At 62.6% G+C, this 18,369-nt stretch carries 11 protein-coding genes; 7 read left to right on the forward strand and 4 right to left on the reverse strand.

The features are described 5' to 3' along the window. Positions 1-106: 106 nt before the first annotated feature. A complete protein-coding gene (gene recQ / locus ACI2KS_RS01430; protein WP_404616613.1) occupies positions 107-2,233 on the reverse strand; it encodes a DNA helicase RecQ in 2,127 nt (708 codons plus the stop codon). 212 nt (positions 2,234-2,445) lie between these two features. On the opposite strand from recQ, the gene ACI2KS_RS01435 reads away from it, so the two are divergent. Further along, the gene (locus ACI2KS_RS01435) at positions 2,446-3,033 is read left to right on the forward strand and encodes a UPF0149 family protein (RefSeq protein ID WP_404616614.1); all 588 of its coding nucleotides are present in this window, start codon (positions 2,446-2,448) and stop codon (positions 3,031-3,033) included. A 10-nt stretch (positions 3,034-3,043) separates the two neighbouring features. After that, positions 3,044-3,457, forward strand: a complete 414-nt coding sequence (locus ACI2KS_RS01440; RefSeq protein ID WP_404616615.1) for a YbaN family protein — start codon at positions 3,044-3,046, stop codon at positions 3,455-3,457. A 731-nt stretch (positions 3,458-4,188) separates the two neighbouring features. Here ACI2KS_RS01440 and ACI2KS_RS01445 read toward each other — a convergent pair. Further along, entirely contained in the window at positions 4,189-8,520 is a 4,332-nt protein-coding gene (locus ACI2KS_RS01445) for a retention module-containing protein (protein ID WP_404616616.1), read from the reverse strand. After that, a complete protein-coding gene (locus ACI2KS_RS01450) occupies positions 8,508-8,723 on the reverse strand; it encodes a hypothetical protein (RefSeq protein WP_404616617.1) in 216 nt (71 codons plus the stop codon). Before ACI2KS_RS01450 ends, ACI2KS_RS01445 begins: the two co-directional genes overlap by 13 nt. A 220-nt stretch (positions 8,724-8,943) precedes the next feature. Here ACI2KS_RS01450 and ACI2KS_RS01455 point away from each other — a divergent pair, with 220 nt between their 5' ends. The 3 genes from ACI2KS_RS01455 to ACI2KS_RS01465 are packed head-to-tail and all read left to right on the forward strand — an operon-like array spanning position 8,944 to position 13,851. Then, complete coding sequence (locus ACI2KS_RS01455) at positions 8,944-10,299, forward strand: TolC family outer membrane protein (RefSeq protein ID WP_404616618.1); 1,356 nt, start codon at positions 8,944-8,946, stop codon at positions 10,297-10,299. A 33-nt stretch (positions 10,300-10,332) separates the two neighbouring features. After that, positions 10,333-12,495, forward strand: coding sequence for a type I secretion system permease/ATPase (locus ACI2KS_RS01460; protein WP_404616619.1), 2,163 nt, complete (start codon positions 10,333-10,335; stop codon positions 12,493-12,495). Between the two features lie 12 nt (positions 12,496-12,507). Further along, positions 12,508-13,851, forward strand: a complete 1,344-nt coding sequence (locus ACI2KS_RS01465; RefSeq protein WP_404616620.1) for an HlyD family type I secretion periplasmic adaptor subunit — start codon at positions 12,508-12,510, stop codon at positions 13,849-13,851. 319 nt (positions 13,852-14,170) lie between these two features. Here ACI2KS_RS01465 and pap read toward each other — a convergent pair whose 3' ends face one another. Continuing rightward, on the reverse strand, positions 14,171-15,673 hold the full coding sequence (gene pap / locus ACI2KS_RS01470; RefSeq protein WP_404616621.1) for a polyphosphate:AMP phosphotransferase: 1,503 nt from the start codon (positions 15,671-15,673) through the stop codon (positions 14,171-14,173). 155 nt (positions 15,674-15,828) lie between these two features. On the opposite strand from pap, the gene mnmC reads away from it, so the two are divergent. Both mnmC and ACI2KS_RS01480 read left to right on the forward strand, forming a co-directional pair. Continuing rightward, the gene (gene mnmC / locus ACI2KS_RS01475) at positions 15,829-17,805 is read left to right on the forward strand and encodes a bifunctional tRNA (5-methylaminomethyl-2-thiouridine)(34)-methyltransferase MnmD/FAD-dependent 5-carboxymethylaminomethyl-2-thiouridine(34) oxidoreductase MnmC (protein WP_404616622.1); all 1,977 of its coding nucleotides are present in this window, start codon (positions 15,829-15,831) and stop codon (positions 17,803-17,805) included. 419 nt (positions 17,806-18,224) lie between these two features. Further along, positions 18,225-18,368, forward strand: coding sequence for a hypothetical protein (locus ACI2KS_RS01480; RefSeq protein ID WP_404616623.1), 144 nt, complete (start codon positions 18,225-18,227; stop codon positions 18,366-18,368). Position 18,369 lies beyond the last annotated feature (1 nt).

An 18,369-nucleotide genomic window follows, 5' to 3' on the forward strand; every position in this document is an offset into this window, starting at 1 on the left:
TTCAGTGGCAGTAGCAGTAGCAGTAGCAGGTCGGATTGCAGGCTGCAGTTTTGCCCGGGCCGGTGGCTGCAGATGTACATCATCCATCTCTTGGCCGAAGTAGCTTTCAGACCTCGAATTCCGACTGCAACGCCGCTCGCACGCAATACAGCACGCCTTCCGGCACCCGACCGGTGAACATCTGGGCGATGGAGGCCACAGGTGGCAGCTCGCCTTCGCCGTCGAGGAAGGCGTCCTGGATTTCCCCGAGCAGATCTTCCGGCAGATCCAGCGCCTGATCCAGCGACAGCTGCTGCTGGCCGATTGCTTCGGCGAGCATCGTGTAGACGTTCTTTTCCGTGCATTGCAACTGGCCGGCAATCTGCATCGGCGTCATGCCGGCGCGGGCAAGGCTGATCAGTTCGTGGCGCAGGTCGACGACCACCCGTGGCGCCGGCGCTGCACCGCCGAGCACTTCCAGGAAGGCCTCGCCATAGCGCTCCAGTTTGCGCGCGCCCACGCCACTGACCCGGCCCATTTCGGCCATGGTGCCGGGCTGACTGCGCAGCATTTCGAGCAAGGTCGAGTCGGGGAAGATGACGTAAGGCGGCACGCCGTGTTCTTCGGCCAGCTTGCGCCGCAGGGCGCGCAGGGCTTCCCACTGTTCGCGCTCCTCGCCTCGCACCAACTGGCTGGCGGGGCTGCCCGAGGCTTTGGGCGTGGTCTGCGGTTTGAGGTCGCGACGCAACTCCAGGGTCACCTCGCCGCGCAGCAGCGGTCGACAGCTGTCGCTCAGACGCAAGCCGCCATAACCTTCCAGGTCGATGTCGGCCAGACCACGGGCCACCAATTGACGAAACAACGAACGCCAGTCGCCCTCGCTGCGGCTCTTGCCCACACCGAACACCGCCAGTTTCTGATGGCCGAAGCTCTGGACCTTGTCGTTCTCCTTGCCCAGCAGCACATCCACCAGATGCCCCACGCCGTAGCGCTGGCCGGTGCGGTAGATCGCCGACAGCGCCTGCCGGGCAGGTTCGGTTGCGTCCCAGGTCTGCACGCCGTCGACGCAGTTGTCGCAGTGGCCGCAAGGGTTGGGCATGATTTCGTCGAAGTAGGCCAGCAGCGACTGACGACGGCAGCGGGTTTCTTCGCACAACGCCAGCATCGCATCGAGCTTGTGGTGCTCGACCCGCTTGTGGCGCTCGTCGCCTTCGGAGTTCTGCAGCATCTGCTTGAGCATCAAGACATCCTGCAGCCCATAGGCCATCCAGGCATCGGCCGGCAGACCATCGCGCCCTGCCCGGCCGGTTTCCTGATAGTAGGCTTCCAGCGACTTGGGCAGATCCATGTGCGCGACGAAGCGCACGTTGGGCTTGTCGATGCCCATGCCGAACGCGATGGTGGCAACCATGATCAGCCCTTCCTCATTAAGGAAGCGTCGCTGGTTGCTCGAGCGCGTCTCGATGGGCAGACCGGCGTGATACGGCAGCGCCGGGTAGCCGTTGTCGCTCAGGAACGCTGCGGTCTCCTCGACTTTCTTGCGCGACAGGCAATAGACGATACCGGCATCGCTGCGCCGTTCGGAGAGGAACGCCAGCAGCTGCTTGCGCGGCTGTTCCTTGGGCACGATGCGGTAAAAGATGTTGGGGCGATCGAAACTCGACAGGAAACGCTCGGCCTTCTGCAGGTGCAGGCGGGTGACGATTTCTTCGCGAGTGCGCTTGTCGGCCGTTGCGGTCAGGGCGATGCGCGGCACGTCCGGAAACAGCTCGGCCAACTGGCCCAGTTGCAGGTATTCCGGACGGAAATCATGTCCCCATTGTGAAACGCAGTGCGCTTCATCGATGGCGAACAGGGCGATTTTCAGGTTTTGCAGGAACGCCAGCATGCGCGGCTGAACCAGCCGCTCCGGCGCCAGATAGAGCATTTTGACTTCGCCCAGGCGAATCCGGTTGGCCAGGTCGCGCTGTTGCTCGGCACTTAACGTCGAGTTCAGCGCAGCCGCCGAAACCCCCAACTCTTCAAGGGTGGCGACCTGATCGTCCATCAATGCGATCAGCGGCGAGACCACCACCGCCAGGCCGTCACGCAACAGGCCAGGGACCTGGAAACACAGGGACTTGCCGCCGCCGGTGGGCATCAGCACCAGCGCATCTCCACCACTGGCCACGCGCTCGATAATGGCACCCTGGCGACCACGGAAGCTGTCGTAGCCGAAGATGTCTTTAAGTACGCGTTGAGCCTGGTCGAGCATATATACCCCGGGTGGTGCCGCTACGGCGGGTGGAGATTGGCCGTCGAAATCGCAAAGCGCGGCAGTATACCGGAGCGCTCCGCACGATTGGACAGCGCTTACACCAACGGTCGAAATTTAGCCCAATACCGAATCCGTGGCCCTCGCCGCTGGCGCCCGAGGCACTCAGGGCCTAGAATTCAGCATCGTTTATTTCCAAGGTAGTCCGTCCAATGTCCTTCGCCGAGCAATTAACCCGCCTGCAAGTATTCCTCGACGCCGATGAGCTGCACGACGAGGCGTTGGACTACGTGGCCGCTCACGGCTACCTGACCGCGCTGTCGATCTGCGCCGACACCGTGCCGGAGCGTGAATGGATCGACGCCTTGTTCGCCGAACCACCGCACTACGCCGATGAGTCGCAGAAGGCCGAGATCGAAGCCACCCTGATCCAGCTTCAGGCACACATCGCCCGCACGCTGGCTTCGGAGGAAGAATTCGAACTGCCTTGCGAACTCGATCTGGGCGACGACCCGGATGATTCGGAACTGCGCGGCTGGTGCATCGGCTTCATGGAAGGTGTCTTCCTGCGTGAAGCGGCCTGGTTCGAGACCGCCGAGGATGAAGTCAGCGAAATGCTGCTGCCGATCATGGTCGGTTCAGGTCTGTTCGATGAGCAGGCAGAATTCGCCGACATCGCCGCTGATGCCAATCTGATGGACGACATGATCGTGCAGATTCCTGAAGCGCTGACCGCGCTGTATCTGCTGGCGCAGGCACCGGACGAAAAACCGGCCATCCTCAAACCCCGCCACCACTGAGTCTGCGCCTTTGGCGCGCGGGACTCCCGGGGCTTCACCACAGCGCACGAGCCGCTCCCGGCTCGTGCGTTATCTCTTCCAGGGTATCGGCTGGCTGAGCGTGGCCCTGGGCGTCATCGGAATATTTCTGCCGGTGCTGCCAACCACGCCTTTTCTCCTGTTGGCCGCCGCCTGCTTCGCGCGAAGTTCTCCACGTTTCTACCAATGGCTGGTGACGCATCCTCGGCTCGGTCCGTGGATCGGCGATTACCTGCAAGGCAACGGCATCCCCCTCAAAGGCAAGATCTACGCGATCGGCCTGATGTGGCTCAGCATTGGGTTTTCCTGCTGGCTGGTGCCCATGATCTGGGCGCGGGGGTTCATGCTGCTCAGTGCGACCCTGGTAACCGTTTATATCCTGCGGCAGAAGACCTTGCGCTCGTAGCGCTTTGTTGGCTCAGGAATGTGTACATAGCCATTTTCGCGCCAGATCGTCGGCAAGCCGCACGCCCACGCCCTCCGGGCAGAATCAAAAACAGTCGCCACCCCCCGTTCTGCTTCTGCCCGGAGGGCGTGGGAGCCTGGCTTTCCGGCGATCTGCAGGGCACCGGCAGCACAATCAGAATCTTCGCCAAGAGATTGTGGGAATTGGATCGGGCAGTCGACACTGCGATGTCAGAACTGACGCATTCGCCAGCAAGCCCGCTCCTACACATTTCGCGTCGCTGAACATAGCGGTCATCCACACAAACCCTGTAGCAGTCCGGCTTGCCCGCGGTGGGCGCGGGATCGCCACCGCCGGTGCGCGCATCTGCTTGTGATTTTTGCTTCCTGACCTCGACAGTCCAGACATCACAGAACGTGACTTGGGTGCAGGCTGAACGCAGGTGGCGTGGAGTGGGTCGAGCGGCATGGATGCTGCGAGAGCGCCGCCAGGTCATGGATGTCCGTTCGGCGCGGGCCCACGGAGCGTCGCCTGCGTGAAGGTACCCGACGAAGTCGGGCCTAAGCGGGAGCAGGAGCCCTTGGTTACTTGGGGCCTTTCCAAGTAACTCGCCGCAGGCGAAACAGTTCGGCCGTTAGGCCGCGCCATAGTCACCGCCAACAAGATAGGTAGGCTGTTTGCCCACTCAAGAAATTTGGTGCGGTGTTCCAGGCACACCGCAAGCCTGTCATTCAAACCGTGTCGACCTTCAACGAGTGATCACCGAGCATGCCGTTGATGATCGATGCCGTGTCCGCCCCGCCCGCGACCATGCCGCCCGCCCCGGGGGAGACGCCGTAGTGCTGGGCCAGGTTGACGCCCGCAAGGTCAATGGTTTGAGTGGTTGCCCCGCCCGCCACGCTGCTCACGTCGATGGTCGACACCAGCGAGGCGCCGTTGCCGCTGACGCTGAAGTGCAGGTAATTCTCCAGTGAATTGGCGTCGGCATGCTCCCCCTGCAGCAATTGCGAGAGGTCGAGCTTGTCGATGCCGAAATTGAAGTCGGTCACCGTGTCATGCCCGGTATTGCCAGCCTGCCACTGGAAGGTGTCGCTGCCCGGCCCGCCGGTCAGGACGTTGTTGCCCGACCCGCCGATCAGCACATCGTCACCGGCACCGCCGTTGAGCAGATTGTCACCCTGATCGCCCGTCAGGTGGTCGTTGTAGTTCGAGCCCATCAGATTCTGGATATTGACCAGCGTATCGACCCCGGCCCCTCCGGTGTGTTGCGGACCGAGTTCGGCGGTGCTGACGCTGACGCCTGCGGTCGCCAGCGAATAATTGGCAGTGTTGATCCCGGCGCCGCCATCGAGCAGATCATTGCCCGGTCCGCTGAAGAGCATGTCATCGCCGTTGTCGCCAAATAGCTCGTTGGTGCCAGGCCCGGCAACCAGCACATCATTGCCGTCGCCACCGTGCAGGTGACTGTCGGCCGCGCCCACCAGGACGTCATCAGCGGTGGTCCCCAGGACGGTATGGCCGTCCTGATGGGCGATGGTGACCGCTGCCGTGCTGCTGTTGCCGTGGGCGTCGCTGACGGTATAGGTACTGTGCACATCGGGCGTGGCATCGAGCGCGGCATAACCGATGGTCAGGTTCAGGTTGTAGTGTTCTGTTTCGCCAGGCTCCCCCTGATTGAGCACACCCAGTCGGTAGACCCCGTCTTCAGTGGCGGTGAACGTGTCGCCGTCGCCGATGCTGTGATATGCGCCGTCCTCGAACTTCCAGGCCATGCCCAGCACGTCGTTGGTCAGGCTGTGATCGACGGTGACGGTCTCACCGGCCTTCAGGTGCACGCTGTACAGGTCCTGGGCATTGGACGGTGAGGCATTGGCCGCCCCCAGAAAACCGCTGATCAACAACAGCGCGGTGGTCGCCGTATTGTTGTAGAAATCGCTGCGACTGAGGTTTTTCAGTTGGTTGACGTCCTCATCCGCCGATCCGCTGAACTTCAAGGTCTTGAGCGAGCGCGCGGTAAAGTCCTCTCCCTTGGCGCTCCAGCCCGTGCTGAACGTGGTCGGCGTTACCGTCAGTTCGCCACCGTTGCCTTGCACATCGTTGGCCGCCAACGCTGCGCCCGGAATGACGATGCTCGAGCCACTGAGGTTGGTGATGACGTTGTCGGCCACTGCGGTGGGGGCTTCGAAGATCTGGGTTGGCACGACATGCACGGTCAGATCGGCAGACGCCAGGTCGCCGTCATAATCACTGAGCACGTAGTGAATGTGCTCGGTGGCCGCCTGACTGATGCCGGCGCCGGGGGTGAAGCTGTAATCTCCGGTGCCCATGTTGAGCACCAGGGTGCCGTGCTCGGCGGCCACAGTGAGGGTGTTGCTCAGGCCGTTGAAGCTGCCGTGATTCTCGCCGCCGCTGGTGGTGATGCCACCCTGGTGACTGTACGCCTTGGGATCGAAGCTGTAGGTGGTGCCGTCGACCGTCACAGACTTGATGAAACCCTGATCCGCGCCGAACGTGCCGCCTTCCAGCAGGCTGCCATGCACCCCACCCTGGACCGTGCCGCTGAGCACCGCGTTCAGCTGGCCAAGGTCAGTGACGATCACCGCATTGCTGTTGGAGCCGGCCTGGCCGTTGTAGGCGACCGGATCAAGATACGTACTGCTGACATCGGTGCCGACGCCAATGGCATAAGCGTTGATGTGGTGGCTGCTCAGGAAAGTGCTCCAGGCCGCCTCTTCGGTCTCACTGATGCCGTCGCCGCGGTCCGGGTCCGGCACTCTGCCCGGGTCCGAATGCTCGGGCGAGGTGGTCGGATTGCCGTCGGAAAAGAAATACGCCAGGTTCTGCGCCCCGGCGATGGCACCCTTCTCGACGAACGCCTGTTCAGCCGCAGCCAGCGCTGCGTCGTAGTTGGTGCCGTTGCCTGCTGTCACCGCGTTGACCATGGCCTTGGCGGTGGCGACGTCCATCCATTCGTTGCTGCCGATATGCGCCTGGCTGTTGAAGGTGACCAATTGCACGCGCACATCGCCCAATGCCTGGTACTTGTCGAGCAACTCGATGATCGCATTCTTCTCCAGCTGCAACCGGGACAGGCCATCGACCCCCGAGGCCTCGTTCATGCTGGCCGAGTTATCGACGATCAGCATCAGGTTGCTGTTGACCGGGTCGGTGGTCACGGTCTTGTCGATACATGCCGCTTGCGGTTGGTCATCGACAATGCTCACCACAATCTGCGCGGTGGACGATTTGCCCAGCGAATCGGTGACCGTGTAATTGAAGGTCTCGTGGGTGATATTGGGCCCATCGTTGGCCGCGGGCGTGGTGTTCGGCGCGGACGTCAGGGTGTAGGTGTAGCTTCCGTCGGCGTTCAGGTGCAGCATCCCGAACGCACCTTGAAGCGTACCGTTGTGAGCGCCGTCGAGACTGAACGTCAGCGCACCGCTGCCCCCCTGCACGGCATCCGCCAGCGTGCCGGTCCCGGTCTCGGCAGTGGAGCCTGGATTGCTGCCAGTGACTTTGCCCGGCGCCAGGTCCTGGCCGTCCTTGTGCGTGTCCAGCGCGCTTTCCTGCACCGTGATGTCGTGATCGTTGCAGGCAATCGGCGGGCACGGCGGCGCGACATTGACCGTCACGGTGGTGGTGCTGGTGTCGCCATCGGCGTCGCGGATGGTGTAGGTGAACACATCCTGCTCGCCATGCGCACCGACCAGTGCCGGGTTGCTGTGGTAGGTCGCCACCCCTTGAGCATCGACCGTCAGTGTGCCGTACAAGCCGCTGATCACCGTGTTCAAGCCGCCGGAAGCCGGCGTTGAAATATCCCCGCCGGCGCGCACACCGACGATCAGACCGTTGGGACCCGCGCCGTCCGCGCCCGGCGAGTCGTTGAGCAGCAGATTACCGCTGACTTCCCCACCCGCCGCGACACTGCCGATATCGCAATGCGCCTGTGGCACGTCGTCGAGCACATGCACGTTGATGCTGCCGTCGGCAACATCGCCGTCCTTGTCCACGGCGTGCACGGCGATCTGTTCGTCGTTGACGGTACCGTTACCTTGGTTGTGGGTTTGCGCCCCGTCGAGGGTGTAGGTGTAGGTGACCTCACCGGTGCCGGGGTTGTAGTTGAGGACGGTCAGGATGCCACCCGATGGCAGCGTGATCGATTGCGCCGAGGTGATCCCCGCGCCATTGACCACGACGTCGATGCCGCCAATGGTCAGGGTCTGCAAACCATCGGGGGCGCTGACCTTGATCACACCGTTCTGGGTCAGGGCGCCTGCGTCCGGCGCGCTGCCGTCGGCAAGGTTGGCCTCGTTCAGCGTCACTTCGCTCGCGCCCAGGGTCACGGCGTTATTCACAGGCGGCGGCGGCTCGTCCGGCGGCGTCACTACTGGCGGTTCGACGGGCGGTGTCACGACGGGAGGCTCCACGGGAGGCGTCACGACAGGAGGCTCTACGGGAGGCGTGACAACAGGAGGTTCAACCGGAGCCGTCACCACCGGCGGTTCGACGGGCGGCACGACCACCGGTGGCAGCGAGTTATCGCCATTGCGGTTCGGATCGCCGAAGACCTCACCCTCCGGCACTTCGAAACGGCTAACCAAACCGGCGGTGGGAAAGCCGACGACCGGATTGACGACCCCGGCAGTTTCGGTCAACAGCACATAGGAATGTCCGCCGCCCAGGGCACTGGGCGCACCGCCGGGGCTGGCGTTGCCCGCAGCTGATGGCTCGGTGACCTGAGCGGGATCGGCGCCGGCGGCAACCGCCTGCTGTACCTGCTGTACCTCGGCGAGCACATAGGGGCTGGGCGCTGCGTCGGGGGCGTCGACATGGGTTGCATGACTGGCAAGGTTTTGCGGGGTCAAGGGCATGCTGCTGTCGCGACCAAGCGTCAGCTCACCGCCGTGGGTCAGGTGAACCGCCACCGCCCCTGTCGGGCCGGTCTGCAACAGCTCGCCGGCGAAAACCTTGTCGCCTTCGACCACCAGCCGCCGGCTGCCGTCGCCCGCCACTGCGAACACATCGCCCACTACCCGCTCAACCGTACCGATCAACCTGGCCATACCCGCTCCCTTTCTGCAAATTCCGGATCAGAAAATGTTACGGATCCAACAGAAACTGTTCGAATCAAGCACAGAAATGGCATGAAGCCAGCATCACGCGACAATTTTATGTCGCTGAATTTTCTCAGGTTTTTTGCTCGAAAAACCGCTTGATCGAACGCCGTCAAATTTCCGTTAAAACCACCACCAAAACCAAAATACACCCGTAACACCTTGAATACAGGCGGTTCATAAAATCAACCTTGGCCCGGAAAAGCGAAACAGCATAAGTTTTTTTTGGAATAAAGCTTATGAAAAAAACGTCTTAGCGTTTACGAAAGTTGTTCTTCGCTGTGATGTTACAAATCTGATACGGTTTTACCCAGCAGATTCGACGGTTTATTGGCGTTAGGCAGCAGCACATCATTCCAGGGAGAAGTTTCCATGCGCGATTTGACCCCGCTTTACAGTGCAGTTGTGTTGGCGGTCGCCTGCGCTCAGGCACAAGCCATGTCACTGAATCAGGCGATTCAGAACACCATCGACAACCACCCGGAAATTCACGCCAACGTGAATAACCGCCTGTCCGCAGACGAAGACGTGAAAATCGCCAAGGGAGGCTATCTCCCGACCGTGGATCTGCTGGCCGCCTATGGCCGTGAGCACACCGACAGTCCCACTACCCGCTTTGTCGGCAATCACAACGAAGAAACCCTGAACTACACCCAGTCCGAACTGCGCCTGAGGCAGATGCTGTTCGACGGGTTCAATACGCGTAACGAAGTCGGCCGCACCCAGGCGGTGGTCAACTCTCGTGCGTACTACCTACGCGGCACCTCGGAAAGCCTCGCGCTGCGGGCCATCGAGGTGTATCTGGAAGTGCTCAAGCGTCGCGAGATGCTGGCGCTGGCCAAGAACAACCTGCAGGCGCATCTGCGCATCAACGACCAGATCGGTCTGCGCAGCAATCAGGGGATCGGCAGCAACGCCGACGCTGATCAGTCCAAGGCTCGCCGCGCGCTGGCCGAAAACAACTTCTACACCGCACAGGTGGACCTGGCTGACGCCGAGGCCAACTTTTTCAGCGCTGTGGGCAGGATGCCCGACGAGCTCGAATCACCAGCATCGATCAAGGGCGAAGTGCCGCCCAGTTTGCTCGATGCCCGGCAGAGCATGCTGCTCAACAATCCTTACCTGAAATCCGCTCAGGCCGACGTCAACGCCGCCGAGAAGCAGTACGAAGTGGCCAAGTCGCCGTTTTATCCGCGCTTCGACGGTGAGCTTGCGGTGGGCGCCAACGACAACCTGCAGGGTGAGGAAGGCCACGACAACGAATGGCGCGCCGCGGTGGTGATGAATTACAACCTGTTCAACGGCAACCGTGACAAGGCCCGGCTGAATTCGGACGCCTACAAGACCGGCCAGGCCATGGACATTCGCAACAACGCGTTGCGCATGCTCAACGAGAACATGTCGCTGGCCTGGAACGCGATGAATAACGCCCGCGTGCAGACGCCAATCGCCCGGGAGTACGCCGAAACCACGACCAAGGTGCGCGCCGCGTATCAGGATCAGTTCGGCCTCGGTCAACGTACCCTGCTCGACCTGCTCGACAGTGAAAACGAGCTGTACAACGCCGCCCGGCGTTACACCGAGCTGCGCTACACCGAAGAGTTCTCGATGTACCGGGTGCTGGCCACTGAAGGCGAGCTGTTGCGCAAAGAGCGCGTTGTACTGCCGAGCGAAGCAGTCGCCCTGACGGAAGTCAAAAGCGAAGCGCGGCTGCCTGAACTGAAGTAGCGCGCGAGCGCTGGGAGAAGCCCTGTGACCAGCATGCAATCACCCCCCGCAGAACCGGCTGCGTTCGACCCACGTTCGAACTTCGACGACCCGCTGCTCGACGGCCTGCTTATCCTCTGCCGGCTGCACGATTGCAGCGCCAGCCGCACCAGCCTCAGCGCCGGTCTGCCACTGGCCCAACAGCTGCTGAGCGTCGACCTTCTGCCTCGCGCCGCCGCTCGTGCCGGCCTGCAGGCGCGCATCCTGCGCCGCAATCTGGAGGCCATCGACGGTTTGAACCTGCCCGTTTTGCTGCTGCTCAAGGGCAATCGATGCGCGATCCTCAGGCGCTGGGAAGAAGACGGTCGCGCGCTGATCCTGCCCAGCGAAGCCGAGGGTGGCGAACAACGGGTCAGCCGCGAAGAACTGCAGAGCATCTACACCGGTCAGGCGCTGTTCGCCCGCCCGCGCCACGAGCTGGAAAACCTGCGTGCGCCGCTGGTGCCACGGGTCCACGCCTGGTTCCGCGACACGCTTAAACTCTCACGCGGGCTGTATGGCGATGCGATTCTCGCCAGCCTGCTGATCAACGTGCTGGGACTGATGGTTCCGCTGTTCGTCATGCAGACTTACGACCGCGTAGTGCCCAATCAGGCAACGTCGACGCTGTGGGTGCTGGCGGTCGGGTTGCTGATCGGCACGGTATTCGAATTGACCCTGCGTCTGGTGCGCGCACGCTTGCTCGATCAGGCCGGGAAGAAAACCGACGTGATCCTCTCGGCCACGTTGTTCGAGCGCATCACCGGCATGGCGATGAAGGCACGCCCGGCGAGCATCGGTGGTTTCGCCCAGAGCATTCACGACTTCCAGGGCCTGCGCGAATTCCTCACCGCCGTGACCCTGACCAGCCTCATCGACCTGCCGTTCGCCGTGCTGATGCTGGCGGTAATCGGCCTGCTCGGCGGCTGGCTGGTGCTGATCCCGCTGGTGGCGTTCCCCGTCACCATCCTGTTTGCCTGGGTCATCCAGATACGCCTGCGCGACACCGTCGAGCGCAGTCTGGCGCTGGGGGCCGAACGCCAGGCGCTGCTGGTGGAAACCCTCGGCGGCCTGGAAACCCTCAAGGCCTGCGGCGCCGAAAGCGAGCGCCAGCACAAGTGGGAATCGACCCATGGCGCCCTGACCCGACTGGACAGCCATGCCCGCGATCTGTCGGCACTGGCCAGCAACGGCACGTTGTTCATCCAGCAGTTCTCGGGCATGGCAACCATCGTCGCCGGCGTCTACATCATCATCGCCGGCAACCTGAGCGTCGGCGCACTGGTCGCCAGCTACATGCTCGGCAGTCGCGTGCTGGCGCCACTGGGGCAGATCGCCGGCTTGATCACGCGCTATCAGCAGGCGCAGGTGACGATGAAAAGTACCGACTCGCTGATGGCCCTCCCGCAAGAACGCGAGCCAGGCAAGCATCCGTTGCAGCACACCCGGCTCAAGGGTGCCGTGCAAGTGGTCAACGCCAGTTTCGCCTATGGCGGGCCAGGTACACCGGCGGCGCTGAACGACGTCAGCATCACGGTCAGCCCCGGCGAGCGCATCGGCATCATTGGCCGCAGCGGCTCGGGCAAGAGCACCCTGGCGCGGCTGATGATGGGCTTTTACACGCCTGATCAGGGGCAACTGCTGCTGGACGGCCTGGACCTGCGTCAGGTGGATGTCGCCGATCTGCGCCAGCAAGTGGGGTATGTCGCCCATGACCTGCCGTTACTGGCCGGCAGCCTGCGCGACAACCTGACCCTGGGCGCACGCTACGTGACTGACGCACGGATGCTGGAGGTGGCCGAGCTGACCGGCGTGACCGCGCTTGCGCGTAACCATCCGCTGGGCTTTGACCGCCCGGTCGGCGAGCGCGGTCAGCTGCTGTCCGGGGGGCAGCGCCAGACCGTACTGCTGGCCCGAGCACTGTTGCTCGATCCACCGATCATGCTGCTCGACGAACCCACCAGCCACATGGACAACAGCAGCGAAGATATCCTGCGCCACAAGCTGTTCGAACGGCTGCAGGGCAAGACCCTGTTGCTGGTCACCCACCGCATGTCGATGCTCAGTCTGGTCGACCGGCTGGTGGTGCTGGACAACGGCAAGGTGGTCGCCGACGGTCCCAAAGAGCGGGTTGTCGAAGCATTGCGCAAGGGCCATGTCGGCCCGGCCACGGTTTAAGGAGCGTCGTCCATGTCATCCGCTCACAGCTATTTTCATCCCGCTCGACGGATCGATAACGAGTTCATGCCTGAAGTGGCGGGCGTCGCGGCAGAAGATTCGTCACGGCGCTCGCGGATTACCGTGTGGCTGGCCGCCGCGCTGATCATCACGGCACTGGTCTGGGCCAGATTCGCCGTGTTGGAGGAAGTCACCATGGGCGAAGGCAAGGCGATTCCGTCAAGCAAGGTGCAGGTCATTCAGAACCTTGAAGGCGGCATCGTCACCGAGATTTTTGTCCGTGAAGGCCAGATCGTGAACAAGGGCGACACCCTGCTGCGCCTTGACGACACGCGGTTTCTGTCGAACAAGGGCGAGAGCGAAGTCGACAAATACACCCTCATGGCGCAGGTCGATCGGTTGTCGGCCGAGTCTCAGGGGCGGCCATTGAAGACCTCCGCCGAAGTGCTGAGCAAAGCGCCACAGGTGGCGGCCGATGAGCAGTCGCTGTATGACTCGCGCCAGCGGCGTCTGGCCAGCGAGCAGCGCACGTTGCAGGAACAACTTCGACAAAAGATGCAGGAAGTGGCGGAGTTCCGCTCCAAACAGGATCAATACCGCAATCAGTTGGGGTTCATTCAGCAGGAGTTGAGCATGTCCACGCCGCTGGTCAACAGCGGTGCCGTGTCGCCGGTTGAAATCATCCGTCTCAAGGGCAAGGCATCCGAAGCCCGCGGCCAGATGGACGCCACGTCGCTGGCGATTCCTCGCGCCGAAGCGGCGATCAACGAGATCAAGAGCAAGATTCAGGAGTCGCTGGACAGCTTTCGCTCCGATGCCGCCAAGGATCTTAACGACAAACGTTCGGAGCTGGCCAAGGCGAGCGCCACCAGCATCGCCATCGACGACCGCGTGACTCGCACCACGGTGACCTCTCCGGTCAAGGGCATCGTCAAGACGCTCAAGGTCAATACCATCGGCGGTGTGGTTCAGCCGGGCAGCGACATGGTGGAAATCGTGCCACTTGAGGACAACCTGCTGATCGAAGCGAAAGTACGTCCCCAGGATGTCGCCTTTTTGCATCCCGGCCAGAAAGCCATGGTCAAGTTCAGCGCCTATGACTACACCATTTATGGTGGCCTGCCAGCCAGACTGGAGCTGATCGGCGCCGACACCACCACCGACGACAAGGGCAACACCTTCTACCTGATCCAGGTGCGCACCGATAAAAACCATCTGGGCAGCGACGCCAAACCGCTGCTGATCATCCCCGGCATGGTCGCCACGGTGGACATCATCACCGGCGAGAAGAGCGTGATGGATTACCTGTTGAAGCCGGTGCTCAAGGCCCGGACCGAGGCGTTGCGGGAGCGGTGATGATTACCGCTCGCGGCCTCTGGGGTTTTGATTGATCGTTGATTGATCGTTGATTGATCGTTGATTGATCGTTGATTGATCGTTGATTGATCGTTCCCACGCTCTGCGTGGGAATGCCTTCTCCGACGCTCCGCGTCGCCGTCGGTGGAAACGGCGCATCCCGGGCGGCGTTACCACGCCGAGCGTGGGAACGATCACCGATGAACCAGGCACAACGTAGGTGTCCGGGCTTGCTGCCGGTGCCCGGCAGATCGTCAGCAAGCCAGACTCCCACGCCCTCCGGGCAGAAGCGACCGGCGCCAAGACCTCTGATTCCAGGCTACTTCTTTTTTCCATTCCCCTTTTTGAACGCCGCTTCCAGCGCATCGTTGATCGTGCGCAGCACTTTCACCCGGGCCCAGCGTTTGTCGTTGGCTTCGACCAGCGTCCACGGTGCGATCTCGGTGCTGGTGCGGTCGACCATGTCGCCCACCGCCTCTCGGTATTGCGGCCACTTCTGCCGGTTGCGCCAGTCGTCATCGGTGATCTTGTGGCGTTTGAAAGCAATCTTCTCCCGGGCCTTGAAGCGTTCCAGCTGGGTGGCGTCGTCGATGGCCAGCCAGAACTTCACCACCACCACGCCTGCATCGGTGAGTTGTTCCTCGAAGTCGTTGATCTCGCTGTAGGCCCGCAGCCAGTCGGCTTCGGAGCAGAATCCTTCCACCCGCTCGACCAACACGCGGCCATACCAGGAACGGTCGAATACGGTGAACTTGCCACGCGCCGGTATCTGCCGCCAGAAGCGCCACAGATACGGCTGCGCGCGCTCGTCCTCGCTGGGGGCGGCAATCGGCACGATGTGGTACTGCCGTGGATCCAGCGCCCCGGCCACCCGTTTGATCGCCCCGCCCTTGCCCGCCGCGTCGTTGCCCTCGAACACCGCCACCAGCGCATGTCGATGCATGCGTTTATCGCGCATCAGACCGGACAGGCGCGCCTGCTCGGTAATCAACTGCTCTTCGTAATCGTCCTTTTCCAGGGCCAGGGTCATGTCCAGGTTGTCCAGCAGACTCAGCTCATCGGTGTTGCTGGGCAGCGGCCCGAGATTCACCAGACGGGTGCCGCCTTCGGGTGTCTTCAGGGCGTTGTGCAAACCTTCGAGCAGCAACCGGCCGACGGTCAGGCTGCGATAGTTGGGGTCCAGGCCTTCAATGACGTGCCAGGGGGCGTAGTCGCGGCTGGTACGGCGCAGGACGCGCTCGCCGAAGCGCACGAACTTGTCGTAGGTCTTGGACTGCTGCCAGTCCAGCGGGCTGATGCGCCAGCTGTGCAGCGGGTCGTCCTTGAGGGTCTTGAGGCGCAGTTTCATCTGCTTCTTGGACAGGTGAAACCAGAACTTGAAGATCACTGCGCCTTCATCGACGAGCATTTTTTCCAGGCGTTCGGCAGCATTGATGGCCTGATCGAGCACCGGGTCCTTGAACTGATTGTGGACGCGGCCCTGGATCATCTGGCTGTACCAATTGCCGAAAAACACGCCAATCCGGCCCTTGGGCGGCAACTGACGCCAGTAGCGCCAGACCGGCGGATGGGCCAGTTCCTCGTCGGTTTGCTGATCGAAGGTGCGCACTTCTATATAGCGCGGGTCCATCCAGTCATTGAGCAGCTTGACGGTTTCACCCTTGCCGGCCCCTTCGATGCCATTGATCAATACGATGATCTGGCGCTTGGCCTGCTCGTGCAGTTCGTACTGGGCTTCCAGCAACGCCTCGCGCAGGGCCGGGACTTCGGCGTGGTAGGTGTCATCGTCGATGGTGTGGCCGATTTCAGCGGATTCGAACATGTACAACTCCCAGGGGCAGGTCGCTCAAGATTAGCGGATAGCGCGGGTCAGTGAGGGCTATGACCGCGAATCGCTGCCATGGGTCAATCGCAGTGCTGCATGGCGCTGCTTGCGCTGGGTTAAGATGCCGCCCTTGCACCTGCCAAAGCCAGACCATGACCACTATCGAGCACGCCCAGATTGACTGGGACGAACGCGGCAACCCTCACTCCCGGGTGTTTGCCGACGTTTACTTTTCCACCGAGTCGGGCCTGGACGAAACCCGTCACGTGTTTCTGACCCAGAACGAACTGCACGAACGCTTCAGTGCGCTACCTGCTGACGGGCGCTTGGTGATTGGTGAGACTGGCTTTGGCACCGGGCTCAATTTCCTCTGCGCCTGGCAGCTGTTCGAGGCCTGTGCACGCCCGGGCGCTCGATTGCAGTTCGTCAGCGTCGAGAAATTCCCGCTGTGCCGCGCTGACCTGCAACGTGCCCTTGCGCTGTGGCCGGAGCTGGCAACCTTCGCCGAGCAACTGCTGGGGCAATACGTGGCCATCCACGAGGGCTTTCAGCGCCTGATATTCGACGGCGGGCGCGTCACGCTGACCCTGCTGATCGGCGATGCGCTGGACATGCTGCCGCAACTGGACGGGCAGATCGACGCTTGGTTCCTGGATGGTTTTGCCCCGGCGAAAAACCCCGAGATGTGGACGCCGCAGCTGTTTGCCGAACTGGCGCGCCTGGCCGCGCCGGGCTCGACCATCGCCACCTTCACCAGCACCGGCTGGGTGCGCCGAGCGTTGAACGCGGCGGGCTTCAAAATGAAGCGGGTGCCAGGCATCGGCCACAAATGGGAGGTACTCAAGGGACGCTTCATCGAATGGCCGCAGGACGTGCCGCTGCCGCCACCTGTCAAACCCTGGTTCGCGCGTCCGGGGCAGTTGACCGGTGCACGCAAGGCGCTGGTGATTGGCGCCGGTCTTGCCGGTTGTGCCACGGCGGCTAGCCTGGCCGCGCGAGGCTGGCAGGTCAGCCTGCTGGAGCGTCACCAGGACCTGGCGCAGGAGGCGTCCGGTAATCCGCAAGGGGTGCTTTACCTGAAACTGTCGGCCCACGGCACGGCGCTCTCGCAGCTGATTCTCAGCGGCTTCGGCCACACCCGACGCCTGCTTGAACGGCTGCAGCGCGGCGTCGACTGGGATGACTGCGGCGTGCTGCAACTGGCGTTCGATGAAAAAGAGCACGAGCGACAGGCGCAACTGGCCGGAGCGTTTTCCAGCGATCTGCTGCAGGTGCTGGACAAGGCCGATGCCCAGGCCAGGGCCGGGATTGCGCTGAACAGCGGGGGTCTGTTCTATCCCGAGGGCGGTTGGGTTCATCCGCCTGCGTTGTGTCGGCACCAGGCAGGCCAGGTGAATGTACGCTTGCTGGTGCACCACGACGTGGTTGAGCTCAGGCGCCAGGGCGAGCTTTGGCAGGCATGGGACGGCGAGCAGTTGCTGGATTCGGCGCCTGTGGTGGTGTTGGCGGGGGCAGCGGATATCAAGCGCTTCCCCGCCAGTGCAGAGCTGCCGCTCAAACGCATTCGCGGGCAGATCACCCGACTCGCGCAAACCCCTTTGAGTCAGTCCTTGAGCACCGTGGTGTGTGCCGAAGGTTATGTAGCGCCTGGGCGTCTGGGCGAACACACATTGGGCGCCAGTTTCGATTTCAAGAGCGACGACCTGACGCCGACCACCGCCGAGCACCTGGGTAATCTCCAACTGCTGCGGGAGATATCCACGGACCTGGCCGACCGACTGCAGGCCGGTGAGCTTGCCGCCGAACAACTGCAAGGGCGCGCCGCGTTTCGTTGCACCAGCCCCGATTACCTGCCCATCGTGGGCCCTCTGACCGACAGGGAGGCGTTTCTCGACGCCTACTCCGTGCTGCGCAAGGATGCCCGGCAAGTGCCGCAGGCCGAATGCCCCTGGCTGGACGGCCTGTACGTCAACAGCGGGCATGGCTCACGCGGGCTGATCACAGCACCCTTGTCCGGCGAGCTGATCGCCGCCTGGCTGGACAACGAACCCTTGCCACTGCCCCGCAGCGTGGCCGAGGCCTGTCACCCGAACCGGTTCGTGCTGCGCGGATTGATCAGGGGTAAATAGAACCCGCTGTTTTGATCGCGTCCAAATGCCAGTGACCCCGCCGGACGCATAACCTGTGTTACCCACCAGGGCGGCAATCGCCAGCAACATCCCTGCAGCAGTCCGGCTTGCCGGCGGCATCGCCCTCGACATCGCCACCCCCGGCAAGCGGGACTGCTACAGAACAGGCATCGCTCGCTTTTGATTCTGGCCGCAGGCCGTGGGAGCCCGGCTTGCCGGCGATCTGCCGGGGACCGGCAGCAAAACCAGACGTCTTGGTTGTGTCAGGTACAGCGCAGTGGCAGGAGTCGCTGCCGCTTCGCGCCAGATCGCCGGCAAGCCGGGCTCCCACGCCCTCCGGGCAGAAGCGGGTTTGCTGGACGCAGAGCGTGGGAATGCATCCCAGGACGCTCCGCGTCCACCCGCGATGGACGCAGAACGTGGAACGTCCAAATGCACGCCACCCGCCGGACGCATCACCTGTAGCAGTCCGGCTTGCCGGCGGCATCGCCCTCGACATCGCCACCGCCACCGCCACCGCCAGCAAGCCGCACTGCTACAGAGCAGGGATCGCTCGCTTTTGAT

Source organism: Pseudomonas sp. NPDC087358 (assembly GCF_044900785.1).
In the GTDB taxonomy this organism is placed as follows: Bacteria; Pseudomonadota; Gammaproteobacteria; order Pseudomonadales; family Pseudomonadaceae; genus Aquipseudomonas.

Excerpts from the sequence above, each read along its gene's own strand:
- recQ (WP_404616613.1), bottom strand. The coding sequence starts at position 2,233 with ATGCTCGACCAGGCTCAACGCGTACTTAAAGACATCTTCGGCTACGAC.
- ACI2KS_RS01435 (WP_404616614.1), top strand. The coding sequence starts at position 2,446 with ATGTCCTTCGCCGAGCAATTAACCCGCCTGCAAGTATTCCTCGACGCC.
- ACI2KS_RS01445 (WP_404616616.1), bottom strand. The coding sequence starts at position 8,520 with ATGGCCAGGTTGATCGGTACGGTTGAGCGGGTAGTGGGCGATGTGTTC.
- ACI2KS_RS01455 (WP_404616618.1), top strand. The coding sequence starts at position 8,944 with ATGCGCGATTTGACCCCGCTTTACAGTGCAGTTGTGTTGGCGGTCGCC.
- ACI2KS_RS01460 (WP_404616619.1), top strand. The coding sequence starts at position 10,333 with ATGCAATCACCCCCCGCAGAACCGGCTGCGTTCGACCCACGTTCGAAC.
- ACI2KS_RS01465 (WP_404616620.1), top strand. The coding sequence starts at position 12,508 with ATGTCATCCGCTCACAGCTATTTTCATCCCGCTCGACGGATCGATAAC.
- pap (WP_404616621.1), bottom strand. The coding sequence starts at position 15,673 with ATGTTCGAATCCGCTGAAATCGGCCACACCATCGACGATGACACCTAC.
- mnmC (WP_404616622.1), top strand. The coding sequence starts at position 15,829 with ATGACCACTATCGAGCACGCCCAGATTGACTGGGACGAACGCGGCAAC.